Source organism: Mycobacterium sp. NPDC006124, assembly GCF_040614235.1.
In the GTDB taxonomy this organism is placed as follows: Bacteria; Actinomycetota; Actinomycetes; order Mycobacteriales; family Mycobacteriaceae; genus Mycobacterium.
Genome location: NZ_JBEXUA010000006.1, coordinates 205530 through 230854 on the forward strand (window position 1 = coordinate 205530; position 25325 = coordinate 230854).

The window sequence follows — 25325 nt, forward strand, 5'->3', positions numbered from 1 at the left end:
CCGACGAGTTCACACTCGGCGCGCTGTTCGCCTCGCGCGACGCCCGCCGATGGTGTGTAGTCGACAACCGTGATCTCACTTGGCTGGAAACCCGTCCCGTCCGACGCCTTCGTCGTGGCGCCGGACGAGCGGCTGAGCTGGCCGCGCACCCTCGGCATCGGCGCCCAGCACGTCGTGGCGATGTTCGGCGCCACGTTCCTGGTGCCCGTGCTGACGGGATTCCCGCCCGCCACCACGCTGCTGTTCTCGGGGATCGGCACGGTGCTGTTCCTGATCATCGCCGGCAACCGGCTGCCCAGCTATCTGGGGTCGAGCTTCTCGGTCATCGCACCGGTCACCGCGGCGGTGGCGTCCCACGGCACGGGTAGCGCGCTGGGCGGACTGGTCGCCGTGGGCGTGCTGCTGATGATCATCGGCGGCATCGTCCACGTGGTCGGCACCGGCTGGCTCGACGCCACGCTGCCGCCCGTCGTCACGGGTGCCATCGTCGCCCTGATCGGATTCAACCTCGCACCTGCGGCCAAGAACAACTTCGAGAAGGGCCCCGTCGTCGGGCTCGTCACGCTGGTCCTGCTGGTCGGCATCCTGGCCTTCTTCCAGGGAATCATCGGTCGGCTCGCGATCTTCCTGGCGGTGGTCATCGGCTATCTGCTGGCACTCGGACTCGGCCAGGTCGACACGTCGGCGATCAGGGCGGCACCGTGGATCGGCCTGCCCGACTTCCAGGCGCCGAGTTTCAACCTGTCGGTACTGCCGCTGTTCCTGCCCGCGGTGATCGCGTTGATCGCCGAGAACATCGGCCACGTCAAATCGGTCGGTCAGATGACCGGCACCGACACCGATGCGGTGATGGGTCGTGCGATCGCCGCCGACGGCGTCGCCACGACGCTCGCGGGGTTCGGCGGCGGTTCGGCCACCACGACCTATGCCGAGAACATCGGCGTGATGGCAGCCACCCGGGTCTACTCCACGGCGGCGTACTGGGTCGCCGCGGCGGTCGCGATCGTCTTGGCCATGTGTCCCAAGGTCGGTGCGACCATCTCCGCCATTCCGCCCGGCGTACTCGGCGGCGCGACGGTCGTCCTCTACGGACTGGTCGGCATCCTCGGCGTCCGCATCTGGCTGACCAACCACGTCGACTTCAGCCTGCCGGTCAATCAGATGACCGCCGCGATCCCCCTGATCGTCGGCATCGCCGACTTCACCTGGCAGGCCGGTTCGTTGATCTTCACCGGCATCGCACTGGGCTCGATCGCCGCATTGGTCATCTACCACGGCATGCGGCTGCTGGGCTTTCGCGCGGCCAGGCCGGCGGACGGCGCCTCCAGTGAAAACGGCGAAACCCGCACCGCGCGTATTGACGTGCGTGACAATGGCGGCGAGTCGGCCAACTGAGGGGACGAGATTGATGAAGAAACTTGCAGCGGTGCTGCTGACGTCGGCAGCCATGGGGGCTCTGCCCTTCGCCGTGGCACCGGCGGCTCAGGCTGACATCTGCGCCGGCGCGGGCGGACGCCACGTAGCGGTGGGCGGTTGCACCAACGTCGCAGGCGACGTGGCGCGAGGCGTCGCCATCGCCTCGTCGGACACGCCCTACGTCTGGGGCGAGGTGCCGTGCTACACCGTCGAGGGTGTGCCGTACTACACGCCTCCCGGCGACCCCTGCTGACGACCGGACCAGCCCGGTAGCCGATCACCGCGTCCACGGCCGCCCCGACGGCATGGAGCAATACTTTGCCCGCCCCCGGAATGAGCACCTAGCCGCGCGCCGGCACCCCGTTCGGACCCTCGGTGCTCTGGGCGTAGGTGCCGACCGCGAACGCCACCGCGGGGCCGGTCGTCGACAGCGTCGCCCGGTCGACGTTGGCGATCGTGTCGCCCCGGCGTTGGTAGTTGGGGTCGAACGCCACCCCGGCGCGGCCACCCCACAGCCGCGCCTGCGTCGCGGTCTTGCGCTGCGACGAACCGGTGGTGATGCCGCCGATGGGGATGCCGGCGCGCAGGAACGCGCTGTAGTCACTCGTCAGGCCCAGTGGCTGATCGGCTGGCCGCACGCCGGCGAGGTTGAGGTATCCGGCCAGGGTGCGCTCGACGCCAGCCGAGCCGGCGGGTACCCGCGCGGCCGGGACGTCGGGGTTGGGCTGGCCCGACTGGTCGCCGTCGAGGGTGAAGTAACCGGCGTTGGTCGAACCCAGCAGGTCGAAGTCCAGATAGAGGGCGACGTCGGCCAAACCGGTCGGGCCCAGGCCCGCGACGTACTTCGAGGAGCCCTGCAACCCGGTTTCCGTGCTGCCCCAGAACACGAACCGAACCGCGTTCGTCACCGTCGGCGAACTGCCCAGCTGCACCGCGGTTTCCAGGACCGCCGCCACCCCGGAACCGTCGTCGTTGAGGCCGGGGCTGTTCGGCGCCGAATCCAGGTGCGCCCCCGCGACGACGACGTTGTGCGGATCGCCGCTCTTGGTCTGGGCCACCACGCTGCGCGACGTGACGACGGCGCTCCTACCGTCCAACACCAATCGCACGTCGGCGGTCGTCCGACGCAGCGCCGCGTCGGCCGCGTCGTCGATCACGGCGACCGGTGAGGTCAGCTGCTGGTAGTAGCCCGGGGTGAACAGGCCGGCCGGGCTCGTGCCGGCATCGGGATCGCTGACCACGAGCACTCCGATCGCACCGCGGCCCGCGGCCGCGTTCTGCTTGTCGACCACCGAGCAGCCCGCGTCGTCGACGATGGCGAAGGCGCCGCGGACGTTCACCGAGCCGTAGTCGGCGGCAGCGCAACCGGACGCCTTCTCCGGTCGCAACGTCACGCCGCTGAGCCCGCCGGCCGGAGTCGACACCAGCGGCGAGGCCTGCGTGACCGGGAAGTTGCGTCCCGACACGGTCAGGGTCGGCCGGCCGGGTGACGTCATGGCGAGCCGGTCGAATTCAGGTGTTTGGACGTCGAAACCCTTGTCGCGCAACGTCTGGGCGACGTAGTCGACGCTGGCGTCGAAGCCGGGCGTGCCGTCGGCCCTCGTCTCGTCGTGGGCGGTGGCGATGTCGGCGAGCTTCTGCAGATGGACGTACATGCCGTCGGCGGTCACCTTGTCGGCCAGTTCGCGACCGGACAGCGGGGCCGGCGCCGCGGGCGCGCTCTGCGACGAGCAGCCGGCCACCACCAGCAGCAGCATGCTGGCCGCGATGAGCGCCGTCCTCACGATCCGGACACCACGTGCCGCGTGCGGTCGTCGCGGACGGGGACGCCGTTGCGCCCGCCGACGTCCTTGGCGTAGACGCCGATCGCGTAGGCGACTCCCTTGCCCTGGATGTCGAGCGCGGTGCGGTCGAGGTGGTCGTAGGTGTCGGAGGCCTTGTGGTAGTTGGGATCGAACGGTTGATCGGCCTGCCCGCCCCAGATCTTCGCCTCGTCGGCGCTCTTCTTCTCCTCGGCTCCGGCGAACAGTCCGCCCGCTGGGATCCCGGCCTGGGTGAAGGCGTCGTAGTCGGAGCGCCCGTCGAAGCCGGTGTCGCGCGGTTCCTTGCCTGCGTCGTCGAGATAGGCCGACAGCAGGCGCTCGATGCCCGCCGAGCCCTCCGGCACCCGCGGCACGTCCGCCGTCGGAGGTGCGGACTGGTCGCCGTCGTAGGTGAAGTAGCCGGGGTTCGGCGAGGCCAGCATGTCGAAGTTGAGGTAGAGCGCGATGTCCTTGAGCGCCTCCTCGTCGAGGGTCTTGACGTACTCGGCCGACCCGACGAGTCCCTCCTCCTCGGCGGCCCAGAAGCCGAATCGCACGGCGTTCTTCACATCGGGCGAACTGCCAAGCTGCACAGCAGTTTCCAGGACGGCGGCCGCCCCGGAGCCGTTGTCGTTGATGCCCGGCCCCTCGGGCACGCTGTCCAGGTGGGCGCCGGCCATCACCACGTCGTCGGGTGCCCCGGTCTTGGTCTGCGCGATGACGTTGCGCGTGCGGTCCACGCGGACGCCCGCGTTGAGGGCGATCGTCGTCTGGGCGGGCGTCGCCCGCAGGCGGGCACCGTCACCCTTGGAGACGCTGACCGACGGAATCTTCACGTCGGTGTCCTCCCCCAGGGTGCCGCCACCGATCTCGTCGCCGTCGACGTTGTTCGCCACGATGACGGCGACCGCGCCGCGTTCGGCGGCCACCGCCTGCTTGTCACCGAACGGGCACGCCCCACGGTCGACGAGCACCACCGCGCCCTTGACGTCGAGGCCGTCGTAGTCCGATGCCGCGCAGCCGGGCCGGGGGCCGGTGCGGGCGGGCACCAAGCGCCCGGCCACCCCGCCCTCGGGCGTACCCACGGTGTAGTTCAGCGGCGCGGCCTTGATTCGCTGACCGCCGACCGTCACGACCGGCTCGTCGGCGAACGGAATGCGGACCTCGAAGTCGTCGGTCTTCACGTCGAAGCCCTTGTCCCGCAGGGTATGCACCACGTAGTCGACGCTCGCGTCATACCCCGGTGTGCCGAGGGCCCGGTTTCCGCCGTGGGCGTCGGCGATGTCCTGCAGCTTCTTGAGGTGCGCCATCATCGCGTCGGTCGTCACACGGTCCATCAACGACACCGCGAAGTCCTCGGCGGAGGGCGAGGCGGAACCCGAGGACGGAGACTCCGGTGCAGCACCCTCCGCGCCGCATCCGGCGACACCCGCCGCCAACACCGCTGCCGTCAAGGCAGCCCCAACAGTCCGTGATCTCCGCCGCATCGCCCCAACGTTAGTCACGCCGCGCGGAATACCTCCGGGCCCGTGCCAGTTGATTGACATGTCACGCAAAAGCGCGAACCCTCGAACCGAGACGACATCACGAGAAGGAGCAGTCATGGGATCACTGGACGGCAAGAACGCTCTCGTCACCGGCGGCACCGCCGGCATCGGCCTGGCCTCGGCGCAAGCCCTGGCCGAGGCAGGCGCCCACGTCTTCCTCACCGGCCGCAACCAGGAGAAGATCGACGCCGCCGTGGCGTCGATCGGATCGTCGGCGACCGGCATTCGCAGCGACGTGAGCGAGTTGGACCAGCTGGACGCCATCGTCGATGCGGTGACCGCTCGTGGCGGCGGCCTCGACGCGGTGTTCACCAACGCCGGAGGTGGCGAGTTCGCCACCCTCGCAGAGCTGACGCCCGAGCACTACCACGACACCTTCGACCGAAACGTCGCCGGCACACTGTTCACGGTGCAGAAGGTGCTGCCACTGCTCAACGAGGGCGCATCGGTGATCCTGGCGGGGTCGACGGCGGCGTCGAGGGGCGTCGCCTCCTTTGGCGCCTACGCCGCGTCCAAGGCCGCCGTCCGCTCGTTCGGCCGTACCTGGGCCGCGGAGTTGGCGCCACGTGGCATCCGGGTCAACACCCTGGTACCCGGACCCATCGAGACACCGGGACTCCTCGGACTCGCACCGGCCGGTGGCGAGCAAGAGTTGCTGAAGAACCTCACCGCCGACGTCACGCTGGGGCGCGTCGGGCAGCCCGCCGAGATCGCCGCGGCGGTGGTGTTCCTGGCCTCCTCGGCCAGCAGCTTCATGACGGGCAGTGAGCTGTTCGTCGACGGCGGCGAGGTGCAGACCTAGGTCACTCCTTCGGCGGCCAGTCCGGCCTGGGCAGCGTGCCCTCGCGCAGGATGGTGCCGTAGACCAGGTCGAGGAGATCACCGAGCTCCTCGACCTGGTCGTCGTCGAGGTCGGTGAAGAACACCTTGCGCACCCAGGCGGCGTGCTTGGGGGCTGCCGCGCGGAGCGTTCGCATCCCGGCGTCGGTCAGCATCGCGTCGGTGGCCCGGCCGTCGGTATCGGATTGCACCCGGTCGACGAGGCCGCGGCCCGCCATCCGCTGCAGATGGTGCGACAGCCGGCTGCGCTCCCACCCGATGGTGATCGCCAACTGGGACAGCCGCATCCGTCGTCCCGTGGTGACCGACAGCGCGTTCATCACCGTGTAGTCGGGGAGGGACAACCCGCATTCGGCTTGAAGATGCCGGTTCATCTCGTACTCGAGCCGGTGGTAGACGCTCATGTAGTGCAACCAGGTGCGCCCCTGGGGCGCCGTCAACCACACGGCCATCCGGTCATCATGACTATTGGTGATACTTCACGCAAATCAGATCTGCCACCGCGCGCATTCCCACCGCGTTGGGGTGCAGCGGCGCCGCTCGGCCCGGCAGGGGTACGCCGAACCTCGTCGTCCACGGATCGGTCGACCACCCATGGTGCTCACGGCTCGCGGCGCCGGCGGCGACCACCTCGCACCCCGTGGCGGCGGCCGCCTCGGCGGTGAGTCGCTCCAGCGCCGACGCGATCCGACGGCCCGTCTCGACGGCGTCCTCCGGCAGCGGATCCGCACGAACTCCCTTGGGCGGCAACAGGCTCAAATAGTCGACGAAGAGGACCCGCGCGTTCGGGGCGCGACGGCGCACCTGGTCACCGACGGCCTTGAGGGAGTCGCCCACAGCCGCCAGCGCGCGGTCCCGCTCGGTGACGTCGAGGTGCCCGAGCACGATTGCGCCGAGCACCGGCACCATCCGCACCCAGCGGGGCAGACCAGCCGCGTAGAGCATGGGAACGTAGCCGACGTCGTTGCCGCCGACGGTCACGGTGACCAGGCTCTCCGAGCCGTCCAGTGCGTCCATCTGCGGGGGCGTGCCGCGCTGAGGCTCGGACAGCAGATTGGCCGTGGTGGCACCCGAGAACGTCACGTCGACGAGGTCGTAGGACAGCCGCTCGGCGACCAGGTGCGGGTAGTTGGCCGCCGACCGCCCGGAGCCCCGCGGAGCGTGCGCCGCCCTCGGCCGGATCCCGGGCCCGGCCGCCATCGACGAACCGAGCGCGACGTACCGTCCCGCCACGACTAGGAGAACAACTTGCCGACGGAGGAGTCCACGCCGTTCATGTGCGTGGTGGCCCCGTGGAGAGCGGCCGTCAAGCGGTGCAGCGACGCGGCGAGGGCGTCGGCCCTCTGCTGCCAGCGCGTCTGCTGCGCTCCCCATGCTTCGCTGCCGGTGCCGCCCCAGCAGTCGGCCACCCGCGGCAACTGAGCCCGCTCCGCCTCGAGTGTCTCGAGCGTTGCCGCGGCTTCCCCGTCAAGTTCGGCCAGCGACTTCTCGATGGCGCCGAAGTCCCACTTCTGATCCGTCACGGCGATCCCCTCAGATGCCCATCTGGCTCTCGAGGCCGCCTGCGGCGGCGCCGTCGACTGCCTCGTAGGCGTCGATGGCGGTCTCCATCTTGACGTTCATCTCCGCCTCCTCGGCGCGCAGTGCCTGCGACGCCGCGAGGTAGTCCGCCAGCGCCTTCTGGGCTGCCGCGCCGGTCTGCCCCTGCAGCGAACTCGTCAGGTCGCCCGCGATTTGGGCCACCCGCGCCTCGTGGGTGGCCCGCTCCTCTTCCAGGTGTTCGAACGTCCGTACCTCCCTGCGGAGTCGGTCGCCGTCCATCTCGAGCCGTGCCATGATTCCGATCCTGCCACGTTCGTCGAGGGCTCAGAAGCGCTACATCGCCGGACTCGACGCGTGAGCCCAGAACCGCTTCGGTATCCGACCGGCGCCTCGGGCCATCCTGCCGGCGGTCACCGCGGCGGCCATCGCGGCCGCCATCATCGGTGGGTCCGCGGCCCGCGTGACGGCCGTCGCCAAGAGCACGGCGTCGCAACCAAGTTCCATCGCCTGGGCGGCGTCACTCGCCGTGCCGATGCCGGCGTCGAGGATCACCGGCACGCCCGCGCGCTCGACGATCATCTCGATGTTGTGGGGATTGGCGATGCCCAGGCCCGTGCCGATCGGCGAACCCAGTGGCATCACCGCCGCGCAGCCGGCGTCCTCCAGGCGCCTCGCCAGTATCGGATCGTCGTTGGCGTAGGCCAGCACCACGAAGCCGTCGTCCACGAGTTGCTCTGCCGCCCTGATCAATTCGACCCCGTCGGGCAACAGGGTGCGATCGTCGGCCACCACCTCGAGCTTGACCCAGTTGGTTTCCAACGCCTCTCGCGCCAGTCGGGCCGTCAGCACCGCCTCGGCGGCCCCACGACACCCCGCCGTGTTGGGCAGTGGCGTGATGCGCAAGCGGGTCAGCAGATCGAGCACCCCGGTGCCGCCCTCGGCGTCGACCCGGCGGATCGCGACCGTCGTCAGCTCGGTGCCCGAGGCGACCAGCGCCTCCTCCAGCACCGCCAGATTGGCCGCGCCACCGGTGCCGAGGATGAGCCGCGACCCGAAGCTGCGGCCCGCGATGGTCAGCACGTCAGCCACCCTGCACCGCCGTCACCACGTCGACCCGGGCGCCGTCGGGAAGTCCCCGGCACCACTGCGACCGCGGCACCACCGCCCAGTCGACGGCCACCGCGATTCCCTTCTCGGACAGGCCCAGGCGCGCCAGCAGGTCCGTCACCGAGGCACCGTCGTCGATCTCGACGGACTCGTCGTTGACCACGATCCTCATGCGGACACTCCCACCGTCAACTCGGCCGAGATCGTCGCCGCGGTCCACGGCGCCAACAGGAAACCGGAACGGCCGTGGCCCGAGGCCACCAGAGTTCGGTCGTCGAGCCGCCCGACCAGTGGCAGGTTGTCCGGCGTCATCGGGCGCAGACCCGCCGCACACTCGGCGAGCTCGTACTCGGCGAGCGCGGGCACGACCTCGCACGCGTCGTCGAGGAGTTCGCGGACGCCGGCCACCGTCGGTGTGGTGTCGTGTCCGTGCTCGTACTGCGTCGCACCCACCACCACGCCGTCCGGCCGCGGCACCAGGTACACCTGCCTACCGTGCACTCTGGCCCGAATCACTCTCTTCGGCAACGGCATGCACCCGCGGCGCCAGCGCAGTCGCAGCACCTCACCCTTGACCGGCCGGATCGGCAGTCCGGGCCACAACGCCGGGGCGTCGACCCCGTTGGCGATTACCGCTACCTCGGCGTCGCGCACGTCGTCCAGGGACCGGACCGGACCCGCCCACGTGACTCCGACGGTCTCGCACCGATTCGCCAACGCGGCGACCAGCGCCCGGTTGTCGACCGCCAACTCGGCGCCGGCCACGAATCCGTGCCGGATGCCACGCGCGAGCAGCGGCTCCATCTCGCGGCAGTTCCTGGTGATCTCCACCGGATGTCCCTGGGCGGCAAGCCATTCGCCGATCATGGCGAGATCCTCGGCGTCGGCGCGGTCGATCGCGACCACCATCGACTCCCTGGCGGTGACGACCTCCGGGGGCAGCCCGTCCAGGAAGTCCTCGTGCCACATGCGCAGCGACGCGAGACCGATCTCCAGCAACCGTTCCTCACCGGGCCGGCCCTCGCCGAGCGGCGACACCATCCCGCCCGCCAGCCACGACGCACCGGGAGCCTCGGCCCGATGCACCCGCACGACCCAGCCGTCCACGGCCGCCCGTCTGGCGACCGCCAATCCGATGACGCCGCCTCCGATCACGGCAAGCGTTCTCCTGGCACCGTCGACGTGCACGATTCGTCCTTCCTACGCCGGCATTACCCGGATCAGGTGTGACGGTCAGGGTGATCGCACCCACTCTCAGCCCCCGGCATCGGGACTCCCGCGTCTCTAGCTCTCTCGTAGCCGAGGGTACCCACAGTCGCTACCGTTCGCGTCATGGCTCTCGACCGTCGTCGCCGTCTCGCGACCGCCCGGCTCTACCTCTGCACCGACGCCCGGCGCGAACGCGGCGACCTCGCGGAGTTCGCCGATGCCGCACTGGCGGGTGGCGTCGACGTCATCCAGCTTCGCGACAAGGGTTCGGCTGGTGAGCGGGAGTTCGGCCCGCTGGAGGCTCGCGGCGAACTCGCGGCGTTGGAGGTGCTCGCCGACGCGGCGCGGCGGCACGGGGCACTCTTCGCGGTCAACGACCGCGCCGACGTCGCGCGCGCCGCGTCGGCCGACGTGCTGCACCTCGGCCAGGACGACCTGCCGCTTCCGGTGGCCAGGGACGTCGTCGGCCCGGACGTCGTCATCGGGCGGTCCACCCACGACGCCGAGCAGGTCGGCATGGCCGCGGCCCGGGAGCCCGTCGACTACTTCTGCGTCGGCCCGTGCTGGCCCACGCCGACCAAGCCGGGACGACCGGCCCCGGGCCTCGAGCTGGTCCGCACGGCCGCCGACCTCTCCACTCAGATGCCGTGGTTCGCCATCGGCGGGTTGGACCTCGACCGGCTGCCCGACGTGCTCGCCGCGGGGGCGCGCCGCATCGTGGTGGTGCGGGCGATCACCGCCGCCGAGGACCCGACCGCGGCGGCCAGGGCACTGGTCGCCGGGCTCAGGTCTCGCGACTGACCTCCAGCGGCAACGACGCCGACTCGCTGCGCAGCCGCTCCCAGCTGGCAGCGAATCCGGGGTGCAGGGGCATGTCGGCCACCTCGTCCTCGGGCACCCAGCGCAACTCGGAGCTCTCCCGGTTCGGCACGGTCTGCAGGGGCTCAGGGGCGTCGGCGATGACCGTCGTGTAGGTCCAGGACACGCCCTTCGGCCGGAACGTGACGACCTCGCGCCGGACCACCAACTGGTCGGCGCTCAGGCCGGCCTCCTCCTGAGCCTCGCGGACGGCGGCCTGCTCGACGGTCTCGTGACTGTCGCGGGCGCCACCGGGCAGACCCCACGTGCCGCCCTGGTGACTCCACGGTGCGCGGTGCTGCAGCAGGACAGCGGCACGACCGTCGGGCCGCGGCGCCCGAAGCAGCAGTCCGGCAGCACCGTGCAGGCCCCAGAAGTGCGCGCCATCCGTCGAACTGACCCAGCCGTCACCGTCACCGCGCACGATCCCAGGATAGGGAAGGTCCGGCGGACATGGGTGTCGGCGTTTGTCCCGCGCGTCCCGCCCCCTGCTCTTAGAATTCCTTTACAGTTGAGGGGCCGGGAAAGCACACCGAAAGCAGAGGTCCACGCACAGGTGACCGTGGAGTTGGCGCATCCTTCCACCGAGCCCCTTGCGTCGCGCTCGCAGACCAGACCAGCACACCCGCGCTGGTGGTTCCTCTGGACCACCCCCGGCCGCATCCTGACCATCGGCGTCGTGCTCGCCGCCATGGTCATCGCGTGCGCGTTCGCGACGTCGACGACCATCAACAATCGCCAGCAGGCGCTGTCCAACGTGCTCGACCACACCGAACCGCTGGCGTTCGCAGCGGGCCAGCTCTACACCACGCTGTCGGTCGCCGACGCGGCTGCCGCGACCGCCTTCATCTCCGGCGCCGAGCCGCGGGCGGTGCGGCAGCGCTACGAGCAAGCCATCACCGACGCGTCGGTGGCGGTGACGCGGGCCTCCAGCGGCCTGACCGACGACGACATGGTCCGGCTCCTCGGCCGCGTCAACGCAGAACTCGCCGTCTACACCGGCCTGGTCGAGACCGCCCGCACCAACAACCGGGCGGGCAACCCCGTGGGGTCGTCCTACCTGTCGGAGGCCTCGTCTCTGATGCAGACGCAGATCCTTCCCGACGCGCAACGCCTCTACGAGGAGACCAGCAAGCAGGTCGACACCGAGACCACGGCCTCGACGCGCATCCCCGCCCCCGTCATCCTGGTGGTGCTCGCGACCTTGATGTTCGGCGCGTTCGCGAACCGATGGCTGGCCAGGCGCACCCGCCGGCGCGTCAACGTCGGCTTCGTCGCCGGCGGCGTCGCCGTGCTCGTCATGATCGTGTGGGTGGGCACCGCACTGGCGATCTCGACCGCCGACAGCCGCAGCGCCAAGAGCACCGCGGCAGAATCGCTGAAGACCGTCACCACCATGGCCATCACCGCCCAACAGGCGCGGGCCGACGAGACGCTGTCGTTGATCCGCCGCGGTGACGAGGGTGTCCGCAAGCAGTCGTACTACCAGCGCATCGACGCCATGCAGCAGCAACTCGCCGGCTACCTGGGTCGCAAGGATGCGATCGACAAGTCCGATCTGGCCGACGCCGAACAACTGCTGCGGCGGTGGCGCGCCGCCGACGACCGGATCAACGCCTACATCGCGGTGGGCAACTACCAAGCCGCCACCCAGGTGGCCCTCGGCACCGGCGAGGATGATTCGACCCCGGCGTTCGACAAGCTCGACGCGGCGCTGACCAAGGGCATCGGGGAGAGCCGCCAGCAGTTGCGCAACGACATCGTCAACGCGCGCCGGGTGCTGTCGGGGGCGACGGTCGGCGCGGCGGTGCTCAGCATCATCGCCGCGATCGCGGTGGCGTTGGGGCTGTGGCCGAGGTTGAGTGAGTACCGATGAGCGCTCGCGCGAAGAGCATGACTCCGATGAGGGCTCGACGGATCCTGGCGGTGGTGGCAGCGGTGGTGACGGTCGCCGGCTGCAGCCAGACCGCGCCCGTGGACGACGTGCCGAGCGTGACCCTCGCCCCTCCCACCCCCGCTGGCATGCAGGAGGCGCCGCCGCAGCCGGCAGTGCCACCCGACGCGCAGGAGGACAACCTGGCCTACGGCGGTTGCACGGCGAGCCTGCGACCGTTCAGCACCAAGGCCGAGGCCGACGAGGCCGTCATGAACATCCGCAACCGGGGCCGGCTCATCGTCGGCCTCGACATCGGCAGCAACCTGCTGAGCTTCCGCGATCCGATCACCGGTGAGATCACCGGTTTCGACGTGGACATCGCCGGCGAGGTCGCCAGGGACATCTTCGGTACGCCCTCGCAGGTGGAGTACCGCATCCTGTCCTCGGCCGACCGCATCACGGCGCTGCAGAACAACCAGGTCGACATCGTCGTCAAGACCATGAGCATCACCTGTGCGCGCAAGGAACTGGTGAACTTCTCCACCGAGTACCTGGCGGCCACCCAGCGCATCCTGGCGCCCCGGGACTCGCCGATCGCGCAGGCATCCGACCTCGGCGGTAAGCGGGTGTGCGCGGTGACCGGGACGACGTCGCTGCAACGGGTCCGGCAGATCAACCCCCCGCCGGTCATCGTCGAGGTGGTGACGTGGGCCGACTGCCTGGTCGCCCTGCAGCAGCGCCAGGTCGACGCCGTGAGCACCGACGACTCGATCCTCGCCGGACTGGTCAGCCAGGATCCGTACCTGCACATCGTCGGGCCGTCGATGGCCAAGGAGCCCTACGGCATCGGGGTCAACAAGGAGAACACCGGCCTGGTCCGGTTCGTCAACGGGACCCTGGAACGCATCCGACGCGACGGCACGTGGAACACGTTGTACCGCAAGTGGTTGACGGTGCTCGGCCCGGCGCCCTCGCCGCCCTCGCCGAGGTACGAATCCCAATGAGCGCACCGGAGGAACACGACGACGCCTATCCCGGCACTCAGCCCGCCGACGCGATGAGCTACGACTCTTTGGCCACTTTGCGGCCGATGGCCACCCAGGCCGTCTTCCGACCGAACTTCGACGACTCCGAGGGCTTCACGGTCGGCAGCGTCGAGACCGAACCGCACGAACAGACCACGATGCTGACGCGGCAGTGGTCCCCCATCCGGCGCCTCGGCGGCGGACTGGTCGAGGTGCCGCGCGTCCCGGAGCGGGATCCGCTGGAAGCGCTGATGACCAATCCGGTCGTCGCGGAGGTCAAGCGGTTCTGCTGGAACTGCGGCAAGCCGGTTGGTCGCTCCACCTCGGACGGCGGGGCGCTCTCGGAGGGCTGGTGCCCCCACTGCGGCAGCCCGTATTCGTTTCTGCCGCAGCTGAGTCCGGGTGACATGGTCGTCGACCAGTACGAGATCAAGGGCTGCATCGCCCACGGCGGTCTCGGCTGGATCTACCTGGCGTTCGACAAGAACGTCAACGACCGGCCGGTGGTGCTCAAGGGCTTGGTGCACTCAGGTGACGCCGAGGCGCAGTCCATTGCGATGGCCGAACGTCAGTTCCTCGCCGAGGTCACCCACCCGGGGATCGTGAAGATCTTCAACTTCGTCGAGCACGACGACAAGAACGGCGACCCCGTCGGCTACATCGTGATGGAATACGTCGGCGGCACGTCGCTCAAACAGGCCAAGGGGCACAAGCTTCCGGTCGCGCAGGCAATTGCCTACATGCTGGAGATCCTGCCCGCGCTCGGTTACCTGCATTCCGTGGGCCTGGTATACAACGACCTCAAGCCCGAGAACATCATGGTGACCGAGGAGCAGCTCAAGCTGATCGACCTCGGCGCGGTGTCGCGGCTGAACTCCTACGGATTCCTCTACGGCACACCGGGTTATCAGGCTCCCGAGATCGTCAAGACCGGGCCGACGATCGCCACCGACATCTACACCGTCGGCCGCACCCTGGCCGCGTTGACACTGGAGCTGCGCACCCGCAACGGTCGCTACGACGACGGATTGCCCGAGGGTGATCCCGTTCTGCTGAAGTACGATTCGTTCGGGCGTCTGCTGCAGCGGGCCATCGACCCCGACCCTAGGCGCCGGTTCGCCAGCGCCGAGGAGATGTCCGGTCAGCTCATCGGCGTGCTGCGCGAGGTGGTGGCCCAGGACACGGGCGTGCCGCGACCGGGTCTGTCGGCCGTGTTCAGCCCGTCGCGTTCGACGTTCGGCGTCGACCTGCTCGTCGCCCACACCGACGTCTACCTCGACGGCCAGGTGCACTCGGAGAAGCTGACCGCACAGGAAATCGTTCGGGCGCTGCAGGTTCCGCTGGTCGACCCCGCCGACGTCGGCGCCGCGGTGCTGTCGGCGACGGTGTTGAGCCAGCCCGTGCAGACGCTGGACTCGCTGCGCGCTGCTCGCTACGGGTCACTGGACTCCGACGGGGGTGTCGACCTCTCGGAGTCCGTCGAGCTTCCCCTCATGGAGGTGCGGGCCTTGCTCGACCTCGGCGACGTGGCCAAGGCCAATCGCAAGCTCGACGATCTCGGCGAACGGGTGGGCTGGCGCTGGCGTCTGACGTGGTTCCGCGCGGTGGCCGAATTGCTCTCCGCGGATTACGAATCCGCCACCAAGCACTTCACCGAGGTGCTCGACACCCTGCCCGGCGAGCTCGCCCCGAAGTTGGCACTGGCAGCCACCGCCGAACTGTGCGGGGCGGCCGATGAGCGCCGGTTCTACAAGACCGTGTGGAACACCGACAACGGCATCATCTCGGCCGGCTTCGGGCTGGCTCGAACGCAATCCGCCGCAGGCCTGCGCGACGAGGCCGTCACCACGCTCGACCAGGTGCCGCCCACCTCCCGGCACTTCACCACGGCGCGACTGACCAGTGCCGTGACGTTGTTGTCCGGCCGCTCCGGTAGCGAGATCACCGAACAGCAGATTCGCGACGCCGCACGACGTGTCGAGGTGCTGCCCGACACCGAACCCCGGGTGCTGCAGATCCGGGCGCTGGTACTCGGCACCGCGATGGACTGGCTGGCCGACAACGAGGCAAGCACCAACCACATCCTCGGCTTCCCCTTCACCGAACATGGTCTGCGACTCGGGGTGGAGGCCTCGCTGCGGGGTCTCTCCCGCGTCGCGCCGACGCAGGAACACCGCTACGCGCTGGTCGATCTCGCCAACAGCGTGCGACCGATGAGCACGTTCTAGCCCCTCCGGAAGCGTTGGTTCAACTGCGGGTCGGCTTCCCACCACAGTGCGGGTTGGGCCGTCTCCGCGACGTCGTCCTCGAGCTCGGCGTCGACCTCCCGCGCTCTGGTCTTCTCGTGGCTCGACAATCGCCGGAAGAGCACGGCCAGGAACGGCACCCCAAGGACGTCGCCGACGATCCAGAGGACACCGGCCCCGACGGATTGGTCGGTCCGCGGGCTCGGGCCCCAATCGCGCTGCAGCGCTTCGTAGTACCGGTAGGCGATCACCGGGCCCAGCCAGAGCACCAGGCCCAGCAATCCGTCGCCGAGAGATTCCACCACGCTGATGCCCACGGAGAGCAGCGGTGGATAGCGGCGGGGCACCGGATCGCTCTGTACCCGGGCGTAGAAGTAACCGAAGCCGACAACCACCAACGCGATTCGGGTCAGCGTCGCGACGGCTCCCGTCATCGACGCGACGTACCAGGGCGTCAGGTAGAGCAACCACGGCAGGCCGAGCATCGCCGCCGAGGTGCACAGCGGCGACGCCGCGATCCGGCACGCCCGTGACGCGAGCACGTGATCCACCCGGTCCTGGCCGCGCTGCGACAGGGCGGCTCGCAGTGTGGTGACGGGCCTGCCGAGGGCGAGAAGGAACGGGACGACGAACAACAGCACGAGCACCTGGAGAGATCGCATCCAGAACAACACGGGCGCGTACACGGCGATCACGCTCGACGTGGCGAGGAGCCACGTGACGAGGCCGGCGGTGAAGCAGTACGCGGGAGCGCGTTCCGGAGGTGCGTCATCGCCGGCGGTTCTGCGGCACCACGCGTAGCCGGTGGCGAGGGCCACGATGAGCAGCAGCGCGGCGGGGTCCACCTGCCACGACTCGACCGCGACCTGAACGGTCAGCGGGTTGTGGGCTGGCGATGACACCGAGCGACGCTACGGCTCGAACCTGGGAATTAGCCAGTGGCCCTGTGTCTTTCACAGGGGGTTGATTCAGTCACCGGCGTCGGTGCCCTGGTCCGGCCATTTGCCATGGCCCGCCGACATCTTCGAGCCATGTGCCCGGGGTTGTGCACAGGCCGGCGATTCATCCACAGCTCGCGTTCTTGCAGTGTCGAACGTCGGTCTCCGTCGCTAAAATCGAACATATGTTTGATCAATTGGTGGACGCGGCGACCGGCACCCGTGGTGCCGGGGCGCTGTCGTCGTGGTCGCGGGTGGAGAACGCGGCGTGCGCCCGTCGGGTGGCGACGATGGCGGCCATGTTCGACGAGGCCCATGCCGCGTCAGGATCCGCGGATCGCGACCAATGGTGCCTGGACAACGTCGACGCCGTCGCCGCGCACATCGGCGCCGCACAGAGAATCACGTCTGGTGCGGCCAGTCACCAGCTATTGGTCGCGGTCGCGCTGCACGAACGCTTTCCCAGGGTGGCGGCGGTCTTCGCCGACGGACTGATCACGTATGCGTTGGTGAAGACCATGGTGACGCGAGGCGCCCTGGTCATCGACCCCGACGCCCTACGGGCGCTGGACGCTCTGCTGGCCGAGGCGTTCGGTGACTGGGAGCCGATGTCGGTCGACAAGACCGAGAAGACGATCGACGCCTACGTCGCCCAAGTGGATCCGCAGGCGGTGCGGCGGACCGAGACCAAGGCGCGGAGTCGATCGGTGGAGATCTCCATCGACGAGGACGGCAGCGGTATGGCCACCCTGTACGCCACGCTGTTCGCCCATGACGCGAAGGCGTTGCAGGCCCGACTGCGAGCCCTGGCCGCCACCGTCTGCCCCGCCGACCCGCGGACCGCCGACCAACTCCGCGCCGACGCCTTCGGCGCTGGCGGGAACGACCGCATGGCGTGCCTCTGCGGCACCGACGACTGCCCCGCCGCCCAGAACCCACCCGCGTCGGGAGTGGTGGTCTACCTCATCGCCAGTGAAGACACCCTGGCCGACCCCGCACCCGAACCCGAACCCGAACCCGAGACTCCCGCACCGCCACCGGAGACGGGCGCCGACGCGCCTACCGTCGATGACGCACTTGCGCCACACGGCGAGTCACGGCCGACCACGACCATGCCTCCCACCGACGAATCCGCCGCCCTCGACGGCGACCACCCACCGCTATTCGACAAGCCGCTTCGTGACCTCACCCTCACTGAGGCGATGACCCCGACCCCCGGCACCCTGGCCAACCTGCGCCCCGCAGCGTTGATGGGCGGTCAATTCCTCCCCGGTGCCGTCGCCCGCCGCGCCACCATCGGAGCGACCATCACCCCGATCGTGCACCCCGGGCAAGCCCCACCGGAGAACCGCTACCGACCGTCGAAGAAGCTGGCTGACTTCGTCCGTTGCCGCGACATGACCTGCCGCTTCCCGGGCTGCCGCATGCCCGCCACCCAGACCGACATCGACCACACCATCCCCTGGCCCCACGGACCTACCACGGCATCCAACCTCAAATGCCTATGCCGAAGACATCACCTGCTCAAGACGTTCTGGGGTGGTGAGAATGGTTGGCGCGAAGGCCAACTCGACGACGGCACCATTATCTGGACTGCACCGGACGGCCAAGAATTCATCACCACACCAGGCAGCAGGCTGCTGTTTCCGGAACTGTCCAAACCCACTGCCACGGTGACGACGACCGGCAGACCCGTGGCTCACACCACCGGACTTACCATGCCGCGGCGCAGAATCACCCGCGCCCACGAGCGGGCCGACCGAATCCGCCGCGAACGCGAACTCAACGCACTGGAGCTAGGCGTCGACGACGCCGGCGCAGGCTCGGGCGATGGCGAGTTCCTCGTCGGTGGGGATGACGAGCACCGTCGTGGGAGACGTCTCGAAGGAGATGCGTCGGGGTGAGCGACCCGGGCTGTCGTTGAGATGCTCATCGAGTTCGATGCCCAGGGGCGCCAGACCGCTGAGCGCGTCGCGGCGGACCGCGGCGTCGTTCTCCCCCACCCCCGCGGTGAAGGTGATGACGTCGGTGTTGCCCAGCAGCACCAGGTACGAACCGATGTACTTGCGCAACCGGTGAATGTAGACGGCATAGGCCAATTGGGCGTCCGGGTCACCAGCGTCGATGCGGCGGTGCAGCTGACGGAAGTCGATCTCACCGCCGAGGCCCAGGACACCGGAGCGCCGGTTGAGCATCGTCTCGATGTCGGCCATGCTCATGCCCGCGGTGCGATTCAGGTACATGATGACGCCCGGATCCACGTCACCCGACCGCGTGCCCATCACCAGGCCCTCCATCGGCGTCAGACCCATCGACGTGTCCTGCGGGCGACCACCGACGATGGCCGACGCCGACGCCCCGTTGCCGAGATGCAGCACGATCTGATTCAGCGACTCCACCGGCACCTGCAAGAACTGCGCGGCCTGTTCGCTCACGTACTGATGCGACGTGCCGTGAAATCCGTAACGTCGAATGTGCCACTGCTCGGCCACATCCCGCGGAATCGCGTACTGCGCGGCAGCGGCGGGCAAATCATGGAAGTACGCCGTGTCGAATACCGCCACGTGCGGCAGGTCCGGCAGCACCTTGCGGGCCACTTCGATGCCCAGGATCGCCGGCGGATTGTGCAGCGGCGCCAGCGGGGCCAGCGTCTCGAGCGTGGCGATCAGGGCGTCGTCGACGACCGTCGGCCGGTACAGGTCGGGGCCACCGTGCACGACGCGGTGCCCCACCGCCACCAGCCCCAGCGAATCCAGCTCCAGCCCAGCCTCGGCCAACTCGTCGAACGCCGCCCGAAGGGCGGCCTCGTGGTCGGCGACCGGCCCGGCACCGATGCGCTCGACGATCCCGTCAGCGATCTGCCGTCCCGAATCCGGTTCCACCACGGCGTACTTCAGCGACGACGAACCGCAGTTGAGCACCAGGACGGTGCGCTCGGCGCTCACTTGCCCTGAGCCTGAATCGCCGTGATCGCCACGGTGTTGACGATGTCCTCGACGAGCGCACCCCGCGACAAATCGTTGACCGGCTTGTTGAGACCCTGCAGCACGGGCCCGATGGCAATGGCACCCGCGCTACGCTGCACTGCCTTGTAGGTGTTGTTGCCGGTGTTGAGATCGGGAAAGATCAGCACCGTCGCTCGGCCCGCCACCTTGGAGTCCGGCATCTTCGTGGCCGCCACCGAGGGCTCCACCGCCGCGTCGTACTGGATGGGACCCTCCACCAGCAGATCGGGTTCCCGCGATCGCACCAATTCCGTTGCCGTCCTGACCTTGTCGACGTCGGCGCCCGTTCCCGACGTACCCGTCGAGTAGGACAGCATCGCGACCCTGGGTTCGATGCCGAACTGCCCGGCGGTGCGGGCCGAGGAGATGGCGATGTCCGCGAGTTGCTCGGCCGTCGGATCCGGCACTATGGCGCAGTCGCCATAGGCGAGCACCTCGTCGGCCAGACACATCAGGAAGATGCTCGACACCGTGGACACGTTCGGCAGCGTCTTGATGATCTCGAACGAGGGCCGCACGGTGTGCGCGGTCGTGTGCCGAGCGCCGGACACCATTCCGTCGACCATGCCGTTGTGCACCAGCATCGTGCCGAAGTACGAGACGTCGTGGATGATCTCGCGCGCCTGCTCCACCGTGACGCCCTTGCGCTTGCGCAATTCGGCGTATTGCTCGGCGAATTGGTCGCACAGCTCGCTGGTCTGCGGGTCGACGACCGTGGCCGCGGACAGGTCCACGCCTAGTTCAGCCGCCCGGGCACGGATCGCGGATTCGTCGCCGAGGATCGTCAGGTCGGCCACCGACCGCTGCAGCAAGCGGCCCGCCGCCTTCAAGATCCGGTCGTCGTCACCCTCCGGCAACACGATTCGCTTGCGGTCCGAGCGCGCCCGCTCCTGCAGCTGGTAGGTGAACATCTGCGGGGTCACCACCGATGGACCCGAGATCGACAGCTGTGCAAGCAGATCCGCGGTGTCGACGTAGGTGTCCATCAACGTGAGCGCCGTGTCGATCTTGCGTTGCGAATCGACCGTCACGCGACCTCGAGCGGAGGCCACCGCCCGCGCCGTGTCGTAGGTGCCCAGGTCGGTCGTCACCACCGGCAGCCGCAGCCCGAGCCCGGACACCAGCGCTGCGATGGCCGGATGCAGTGCCAGCCCGCCGTTGAGGATCATGCAGGACAGCGACGGAAAGCCCTCTGCGGCATGCGCGCTCGCCACGGCGAGCACCACGTCGGAGCGGTCGCCCGGGGTGATCACCGCCATCCCCTCGCGCAAGCGCTCCAGCACGTGCTCGGCCGTCATCCCTGCGACGAGGACACTCAGCGCCTCCCGGCTCAGCAGATCCTCGTCACCGCTGAGCACCGCCCCATGCACGGCCTCGGTCAGCTCGGCGACCGACGGCGCGATCAGCAATGGCTCCTCCGGCAACACGTAGCTCTTGAGCGCCACCCGCTCGAGCGCCTCGGCGACGGCCGTCAGCTCCGCCGGGTCACACCGGTTGGCCACGACGGCGGCGGTGTGCGCGTGCTGACCGGCGATCTCGGCCAGACACAGCTCGACGACGTGGGCGACCTCATCCGGGGTGCGGTCGGCAGCCCGCACCGCCAGCACGATCGGGGCACCGAGGTTGACGGCGATGCGCGCGTTGGCCGACAACTCGCTGGGCGAGGCGACGTCGGTGTAGTCGCTGCCGACGACGAGCACGGCGTCACAGCGCTCGGCGACCTGGTGATAGCGGTCCACGATCTCCGACAACGCCGCATCGGGATCGTCGTGCAGCCGTTGGTAGTCGACGCCGACGCACTCGTCATAGCTCAGCCCGGCGGTGGTGTGCGCCAGGAGCAGCTCGAGGATGTAGTCGCGGTCCTCGCCCAGACCGCTCACCCGGTCGCTGCGCTCCTGCCCCGCCGGAACCCGGGTGATGGGTCGGAACACCCCCACCTTGGCGACGGTCGCGGCGAGGCGATGCAGGATGCCGAGCGCGATCGTCGACTTGCCGGTGTCGCCCTCGGGTGACGCGATATAGATGGCGGATGAGCGCTCGCGCGAAGACTGTGATTCCGATGAGCGCTCGCGCGAAGACTGTGATTCCGATGAGCGCTCGCGCGAAGACTGTGATTCGGAGGCCGCACTCGTTGAGGTCACGAGTGCCAGCCTGCCAAATCAGCCGAGCTTGCGCAGACGCGGCTCCAGGTCGCGCTGGAACAGCTCCAGGAACCGGCGCTGGTCGTGACCCGGGGCGTGGAACACGAGGTGGTTCAGTCCGTAGTCGACGTAGTCCTTGACCTTGGCAACGGCCTCGTCCGGATCCGAGGCGACGATCCAGCGCTTGGCGACCTGCTCGATGGGCAGCTCGTCGGCCGCCTTCTCCATCTCCAGCGGATCGTGGATGTTCGTCTTCTGCTCGGCGGTCAGCGACAGCGGCGCCCAGAATCGGGTGTTCTCCAACGCCAACTCCGGATCGGTGTCGTAGGAGATCTTGATCTCGATCATCCGGTCGATCGCATCCGGGGCCTTGCCCGCGGCCTCCTCGCCCTCCTTGACCGCCGGGATCAGCTTGTCCCTGTAGAGCTCCTCACCCTTGCCGGAGGTGCAGATGAACCCGTCACCGGCGCGGCCGGCGTACTTGGCCACCTGCGGCCCGCCCGCGGCGATGTAGATCGGAATGCCACCTTCGGGCACGTCATAGATGGACGCGCCCTTGGTCTTGTAGTAGTCGCCGTCGAAGTCGACCCGGTCACCGAGCCACAACTCGCGCATCAGCCGCACCGACTCGCGCAGTCGCGCGTAGCGCTCCTTGAACTCCGGCCATTCGCCCTCGAATCCGGTGGCGATCTCGTTGAGGGACTCACCGGTACCCACCCCGAGGAAGATCCGGTCGGGGTACAGGCACCCCATCGTGGCGAACGCCTGCGCGATCACCGCCGGGTTGTACCGAAAGGTCGGGGTCAGCACCGAGGTGCCGAGCACCAGCCGCTTCGTGCGCTCACCGACCGCGGTCATCCACGCCAGGGAGAACGGCGCGTGCCCGCCTTCGTGACGCCACGGCTGGAAGTGATCGCTGACCGTCGCACTGTCCATCCCGTGCGCCTCGGCCTCCACGGCCAGCTCGACGAGTTCCCGCGGGGCGAACTGTTCCGCCGACGCCTTGTATCCCAACTTGAGTTCAGCCACGCTTCTTTTCTACTCCTGGGGCGGACGGAGTATTCCACCCGTCTCGTTACACTCCTGGCATGGCGGCCCTTACAGCCATCACCGACTCCGTGCACTTCGCCCAGACCGACTTGGTCAACTGGACGCTGGTCACCGATGGCAGTGGTGTGGTGATCATCGACGCCGGGTTCCCCGGCCAGCGCGACGAGGTCCTGGGTTCGGTGCGCCAACTCGGCTTCGACGTCGACGACATCCACGCGATCCTGCTCACCCACGCCCACGTCGACCATTTCGGCTCAGCCATCTGGTTCGCGAAAACCCATGGCACACCGGTGTTCTGCCACGCAGGCGAGGTCGGCCATGCCCATCGTGACTACCTCGAACAGGTGTCGCCGCTCGCCCTGGCCGCCAAGGCGTGGCAGCCGAAGTACCTGACGTGGTCACTGAACATCGCCCGCATCGGTGCGCTGAGCCGGGGCGCCATCCCCACCGCGCGCGCCTTGACCGACGAGGTCGCCGCGGCGCTACCCGGCACTCCGAGGGCGATTCCGACACCGGGACACACCGGTGGGCACTGCTCGTACGTGGTCGACGGCGTGCTCATCAGCGGCGACGCGCTGATCACCGGTCATCCGGTGTCGACGCGCCGCGGACCGCAACTGCTGCCCGGACTGTTCAACCACGACCAGGCTGCCTGCGTTCGCAGTCTGTCGGCGTTGGCAGCGGTGGACGCCGAGGTGCTGCTGCCCGGTCACGGCCCGGCGTGGCGTGGCCCGGTTCGCGAGGCGGCGACGCAAGCCGCCGCTACGTGAGCAGTCCGTAGCCGAGTAGGAAGATCGCGGTCAGCAGGAAGCCGCAGCCCAGCACGATCGTCGGCATGAGAACCGTCTGGTCGAGTTCCTCGGGGTCGCGGGCGTCGGAGGCGACGGGTCCGTAGAGGACGCTGCCGACCGCGGACTCCCGAAACCTGCTCAGCACCCTGCCGATTCGATCGTCGGGCCGTCGGCCGACGTGAGAGCGAAGGCCCACACCGGCAACGAAGGTCAACAGACCGGCGGCGAGGAGTAACCAGCCCACCGTCAGCTCCGACAGCACGGTTCGAGGGTAACGGCCCCTACAACCCCCACCGCGAGGCGATCAGCTCGTGGGAGCGCAACCGGTCGGCATGATCGTGGGTCACGGAGGTGATCACCAGTTCGTCGGCGCCGCTGAGCCGTTGCAACGCCTCCAGGCGGTGGGCGACCTCGTCCGGGTCGCCGACGAACTGCGTTGCGGTGCGATCCTCGACCACCTCCAACTGGTCGGCCGTCAAGGGGGCGGTCGACGCGGGGTCGGGATACGGCACGGCCCCGTCCCCCGCGCGGATCGCGTGGACCCACTGCCCAAAGCTCGACGCGAGGTGTTCGGCCGTGGCGGTGTCCTCGGCGACCACGACGTCGGCGGAGACGACGACATAGGGCTCCGGCAGCTCCGCGGAGGGCCGGAAGTTCTCGCGGTAGACCTCGACCGCCTCCAGCGCCGTGGCGGGCGTGATGTGGTAGCTCGCCACGAACGGCAGGCCGAACGTGGCCGCCACCCGCGCACTTTGACCCTTGCTACTGCCGAACACCCACGGCCGCAACGCCGCTCCCTCACCGGGGACGACGTGCACCTCCACCTCGCCGACGCGATAGGTGCCCTCGATCATGGCCAGGATGTCGGCGACCTGGTCGGCGAAGTCGGGTGCGTTGGCCTCGGGTTGCTGCAGCACCGACGCCCGCGCGCGCAGGCGCGGGTTGCGCATCATCAGGCTCAGGTCGAAGGGCTTCGGGACGACGACGCCGTCGACCTCGCGCCAGACCCGGGGCGACCGGGGCGCCTTCGGCGTCGTCCCTGCGACCGCCTCGCGGCGGCGCTGACCAGAGCGCCCCACCCCGAGGTCGATGCGGCCCGGGTACAGCGCGTCGAGGATGCCGAAGCTCTCCACCACGGCCACGGCGGTGGTGTAGCCGAGCTGGACCGCCGCCGCGCCCACCTGAATGCGCGAGGTCGCCGCGGCCAGCTGACCGATCAGCACCGCGGGTGCGGAACTCGCCACCGAGACGAAGTGGTGCTCGGCGAGCCAGTATCGGCGATAGCCCCACCGCTCCGCGTGCCGAGCCAGGTCGACGGTGTTGCGCAATGCCGTCGCGGCGTCGGCGCCCTCGCTGATCGGCGACAGGTCGAGGATGGACAGCGGCACGTTCACGGCGCCAACTCCTTGAGAAAGGCGATCGCATAGACCTCGCCCTCGGCGGGCAGTGGCTCGGCGAGTTTCGCATAGCCAGCGGCCAGGTACAGCGCCTCGGCCTCCGGCTGGCGGTCCCCGGTGGTCAGGTAAACCCTCCGGTAGCCGCGCGCGGCGATCTCGGCTTCGAGGGCGAGCAGCAGCGTCCGCGCCAGCCCCCGCCTGCGGTGCCCGCTGTCGGTCCAGATCCGCTTGAGTTCGGCCGTCCGCTCGTCGAATCGCCGGAACGCGCCACCGGTCACCGGGATGCCGTCGAGCACGCCGATCAGCATGCCGCCGCCGGGCTCCTGGAACTCGGCGGCAGGGTAGCCGCGCAGCCACGCCGACACCTTCTCGGTCGTGTTTCCGTAGCGCGTGGCGTACTCGACGGCGAGCTCCGCCATCAACGGCTCGGCGAGTTCGTCGTCCTGACCAACGGCCACGAAGCGCAGTCCATCGACGGTGGGCAGAGTCATCACCTCCATGTCTACCGCGAATGGACCGCCCGCATTCCGGTCGG

General features: G+C 69.1%; 26 protein-coding genes and 1 riboswitch. Of the genes, 9 read left to right on the forward strand and 17 right to left on the reverse strand.

Annotated features, from left to right (window positions below):
- Window positions 1-69: 69 nt before the first annotated feature.
- Both ABZ195_RS14930 and ABZ195_RS14935 read left to right on the forward strand, forming a co-directional pair.
- A complete protein-coding gene (locus ABZ195_RS14930) occupies window positions 70-1395 on the forward strand; it encodes a solute carrier family 23 protein (RefSeq protein ID WP_355218922.1) in 1326 nt (441 codons plus the stop codon).
- Window positions 1396-1408: 13 nt separating this feature from the next.
- Window positions 1409-1669 (forward strand): hypothetical protein, encoded by a 261-nt coding sequence (locus ABZ195_RS14935; protein ID WP_355218923.1) that lies wholly within the window; start codon window positions 1409-1411, stop codon window positions 1667-1669.
- A gap of 88 nt (window positions 1670-1757) precedes the next feature.
- Here ABZ195_RS14935 and ABZ195_RS14940 read toward each other — a convergent pair whose 3' ends face one another.
- Together ABZ195_RS14940 and ABZ195_RS14945 are read right to left on the reverse strand one after the other, a co-directional pair.
- Window positions 1758-3173, reverse strand: a complete 1416-nt coding sequence (locus ABZ195_RS14940; RefSeq protein ID WP_355219238.1) for a M28 family peptidase — start codon at window positions 3171-3173, stop codon at window positions 1758-1760.
- A gap of 23 nt (window positions 3174-3196) precedes the next feature.
- The gene (locus tag ABZ195_RS14945; RefSeq protein WP_355218925.1) at window positions 3197-4705 is read right to left on the reverse strand and encodes a M28 family metallopeptidase; all 1509 of its coding nucleotides are present in this window, start codon (window positions 4703-4705) and stop codon (window positions 3197-3199) included.
- Window positions 4706-4820: 115 nt separating this feature from the next.
- Here ABZ195_RS14945 and ABZ195_RS14950 point away from each other — a divergent pair, with 115 nt between their 5' ends.
- Complete coding sequence (locus ABZ195_RS14950) at window positions 4821-5567, forward strand: SDR family oxidoreductase (RefSeq protein WP_355218926.1); 747 nt, start codon at window positions 4821-4823, stop codon at window positions 5565-5567.
- Window position 5568: 1 nt separating this feature from the next.
- Here ABZ195_RS14950 and ABZ195_RS14955 read toward each other — a convergent pair whose 3' ends face one another.
- The 7 genes from ABZ195_RS14955 to thiO form a co-directional block, all read right to left on the reverse strand.
- Window positions 5569-6057: a MarR family winged helix-turn-helix transcriptional regulator gene (locus ABZ195_RS14955; RefSeq protein ID WP_355218928.1), complete on the reverse strand. Its 489-nt coding sequence runs from the start codon at window positions 6055-6057 to the stop codon at window positions 5569-5571.
- Window positions 6058-6070: 13 nt separating this feature from the next.
- Window positions 6071-6838, reverse strand: coding sequence for an SGNH/GDSL hydrolase family protein (locus tag ABZ195_RS14960; RefSeq protein ID WP_355218930.1), 768 nt, complete (start codon window positions 6836-6838; stop codon window positions 6071-6073).
- Between the two features lie 2 nt (window positions 6839-6840).
- Complete coding sequence (locus tag ABZ195_RS14965) at window positions 6841-7128, reverse strand: WXG100 family type VII secretion target (RefSeq protein WP_355218931.1); 288 nt, start codon at window positions 7126-7128, stop codon at window positions 6841-6843.
- Window positions 7129-7138: 10 nt separating this feature from the next.
- The gene (locus ABZ195_RS14970) at window positions 7139-7441 is read right to left on the reverse strand and encodes a hypothetical protein (protein WP_355218933.1); all 303 of its coding nucleotides are present in this window, start codon (window positions 7439-7441) and stop codon (window positions 7139-7141) included.
- A gap of 39 nt (window positions 7442-7480) precedes the next feature.
- On the reverse strand, window positions 7481-8236 hold the full coding sequence (locus ABZ195_RS14975) for a thiazole synthase (protein ID WP_355218935.1): 756 nt from the start codon (window positions 8234-8236) through the stop codon (window positions 7481-7483).
- Entirely contained in the window at window positions 8229-8426 is a 198-nt protein-coding gene (gene thiS, locus ABZ195_RS14980) for a sulfur carrier protein ThiS (RefSeq protein ID WP_355218937.1), read from the reverse strand. The genes ABZ195_RS14975 and thiS overlap by 8 nt, the downstream gene beginning before the upstream one ends.
- Window positions 8423-9445, reverse strand: a complete 1023-nt coding sequence (gene thiO / locus ABZ195_RS14985) for a glycine oxidase ThiO (protein WP_355219240.1) — start codon at window positions 9443-9445, stop codon at window positions 8423-8425. The genes thiS and thiO overlap by 4 nt, the downstream gene beginning before the upstream one ends.
- Window positions 9434-9544, reverse strand: a riboswitch (TPP riboswitch). (Overlaps the previous gene by 12 nt.)
- Window positions 9545-9586: 42 nt before the next feature.
- Here thiO and thiE point away from each other — a divergent pair.
- Window positions 9587-10264: a thiamine phosphate synthase gene (thiE, locus tag ABZ195_RS14990; RefSeq protein ID WP_355218939.1), complete on the forward strand. Its 678-nt coding sequence runs from the start codon at window positions 9587-9589 to the stop codon at window positions 10262-10264.
- On the opposite strand, the gene ABZ195_RS14995 is transcribed toward thiE, so the two are convergent.
- Entirely contained in the window at window positions 10248-10745 is a 498-nt protein-coding gene (locus ABZ195_RS14995; RefSeq protein WP_355218941.1) for an NUDIX hydrolase, read from the reverse strand. The genes thiE and ABZ195_RS14995 overlap by 17 nt on opposite strands.
- Before the next feature lie 132 nt (window positions 10746-10877).
- Here ABZ195_RS14995 and glnX point away from each other — a divergent pair, with 132 nt between their 5' ends.
- Genes glnX through ABZ195_RS15010 form a run of 3 tightly spaced genes read left to right on the forward strand, consistent with a single transcriptional unit; the run spans window position 10878 to window position 15450 of the window.
- Entirely contained in the window at window positions 10878-12197 is a 1320-nt protein-coding gene (glnX, locus tag ABZ195_RS15000; RefSeq protein ID WP_355218943.1) for a protein kinase G-activating protein GlnX, read from the forward strand.
- A gap of 26 nt (window positions 12198-12223) precedes the next feature.
- Window positions 12224-13201 (forward strand): glutamate ABC transporter substrate-binding protein, encoded by a 978-nt coding sequence (locus tag ABZ195_RS15005; RefSeq protein ID WP_355218945.1) that lies wholly within the window; start codon window positions 12224-12226, stop codon window positions 13199-13201.
- Complete coding sequence (locus ABZ195_RS15010; protein WP_355218947.1) at window positions 13198-15450, forward strand: serine/threonine-protein kinase PknG; 2253 nt, start codon at window positions 13198-13200, stop codon at window positions 15448-15450. The genes ABZ195_RS15005 and ABZ195_RS15010 overlap by 4 nt, the downstream gene beginning before the upstream one ends.
- Here the strand turns inward: ABZ195_RS15010 and ABZ195_RS15015 are convergent.
- Window positions 15447-16370 carry a cytochrome c oxidase assembly protein gene (locus ABZ195_RS15015; RefSeq protein WP_355218948.1) on the reverse strand — a complete coding sequence of 308 codons (924 nt, stop codon included), beginning with the start codon at window positions 16368-16370 and terminating at the stop codon, window positions 15447-15449. The two genes, ABZ195_RS15010 and ABZ195_RS15015, sit on opposite strands and share 4 nt — an antisense overlap.
- Before the next feature lie 221 nt (window positions 16371-16591).
- Between ABZ195_RS15015 and ABZ195_RS15020 the strand changes: the two genes are divergently transcribed.
- Entirely contained in the window at window positions 16592-18310 is a 1719-nt protein-coding gene (locus ABZ195_RS15020) for a DUF222 domain-containing protein (RefSeq protein ID WP_355218950.1), read from the forward strand.
- On the opposite strand, the gene ABZ195_RS15025 is transcribed toward ABZ195_RS15020, so the two are convergent.
- The 3 genes from ABZ195_RS15025 to fgd all read right to left on the reverse strand — a co-directional run bounded on the left by ABZ195_RS15025 (window position 18203) and on the right by fgd (window position 22581).
- On the reverse strand, window positions 18203-19351 hold the full coding sequence (locus ABZ195_RS15025) for an acetate kinase (RefSeq protein WP_355218952.1): 1149 nt from the start codon (window positions 19349-19351) through the stop codon (window positions 18203-18205). The two genes, ABZ195_RS15020 and ABZ195_RS15025, sit on opposite strands and share 108 nt — an antisense overlap.
- Complete coding sequence (gene pta, locus ABZ195_RS15030; protein WP_355219242.1) at window positions 19348-21435, reverse strand: phosphate acetyltransferase; 2088 nt, start codon at window positions 21433-21435, stop codon at window positions 19348-19350. Before pta ends, ABZ195_RS15025 begins: the two co-directional genes overlap by 4 nt.
- A gap of 135 nt (window positions 21436-21570) precedes the next feature.
- Window positions 21571-22581, reverse strand: coding sequence for a glucose-6-phosphate dehydrogenase (coenzyme-F420) (fgd, locus tag ABZ195_RS15035; RefSeq protein WP_355218954.1), 1011 nt, complete (start codon window positions 22579-22581; stop codon window positions 21571-21573).
- Between the two features lie 59 nt (window positions 22582-22640).
- Here fgd and ABZ195_RS15040 point away from each other — a divergent pair, with 59 nt between their 5' ends.
- Window positions 22641-23372, forward strand: coding sequence for an MBL fold metallo-hydrolase (locus ABZ195_RS15040; RefSeq protein ID WP_355218956.1), 732 nt, complete (start codon window positions 22641-22643; stop codon window positions 23370-23372).
- Here ABZ195_RS15040 and ABZ195_RS15045 read toward each other — a convergent pair.
- Genes ABZ195_RS15045 through ABZ195_RS15055 form a run of 3 tightly spaced genes read right to left on the reverse strand, consistent with a single transcriptional unit; the run spans window position 23365 to window position 25281 of the window.
- Window positions 23365-23655, reverse strand: a complete 291-nt coding sequence (locus ABZ195_RS15045) for a hypothetical protein (protein ID WP_355218957.1) — start codon at window positions 23653-23655, stop codon at window positions 23365-23367. The genes ABZ195_RS15040 and ABZ195_RS15045 overlap by 8 nt on opposite strands.
- A 19-nt stretch (window positions 23656-23674) precedes the next feature.
- Entirely contained in the window at window positions 23675-24787 is a 1113-nt protein-coding gene (locus ABZ195_RS15050) for an LLM class flavin-dependent oxidoreductase (RefSeq protein WP_355218959.1), read from the reverse strand.
- The gene (locus tag ABZ195_RS15055) at window positions 24784-25281 is read right to left on the reverse strand and encodes a GNAT family N-acetyltransferase (RefSeq protein WP_355218961.1); all 498 of its coding nucleotides are present in this window, start codon (window positions 25279-25281) and stop codon (window positions 24784-24786) included. Before ABZ195_RS15055 ends, ABZ195_RS15050 begins: the two co-directional genes overlap by 4 nt.
- Window positions 25282-25325: the final 44 nt, after the last annotated feature.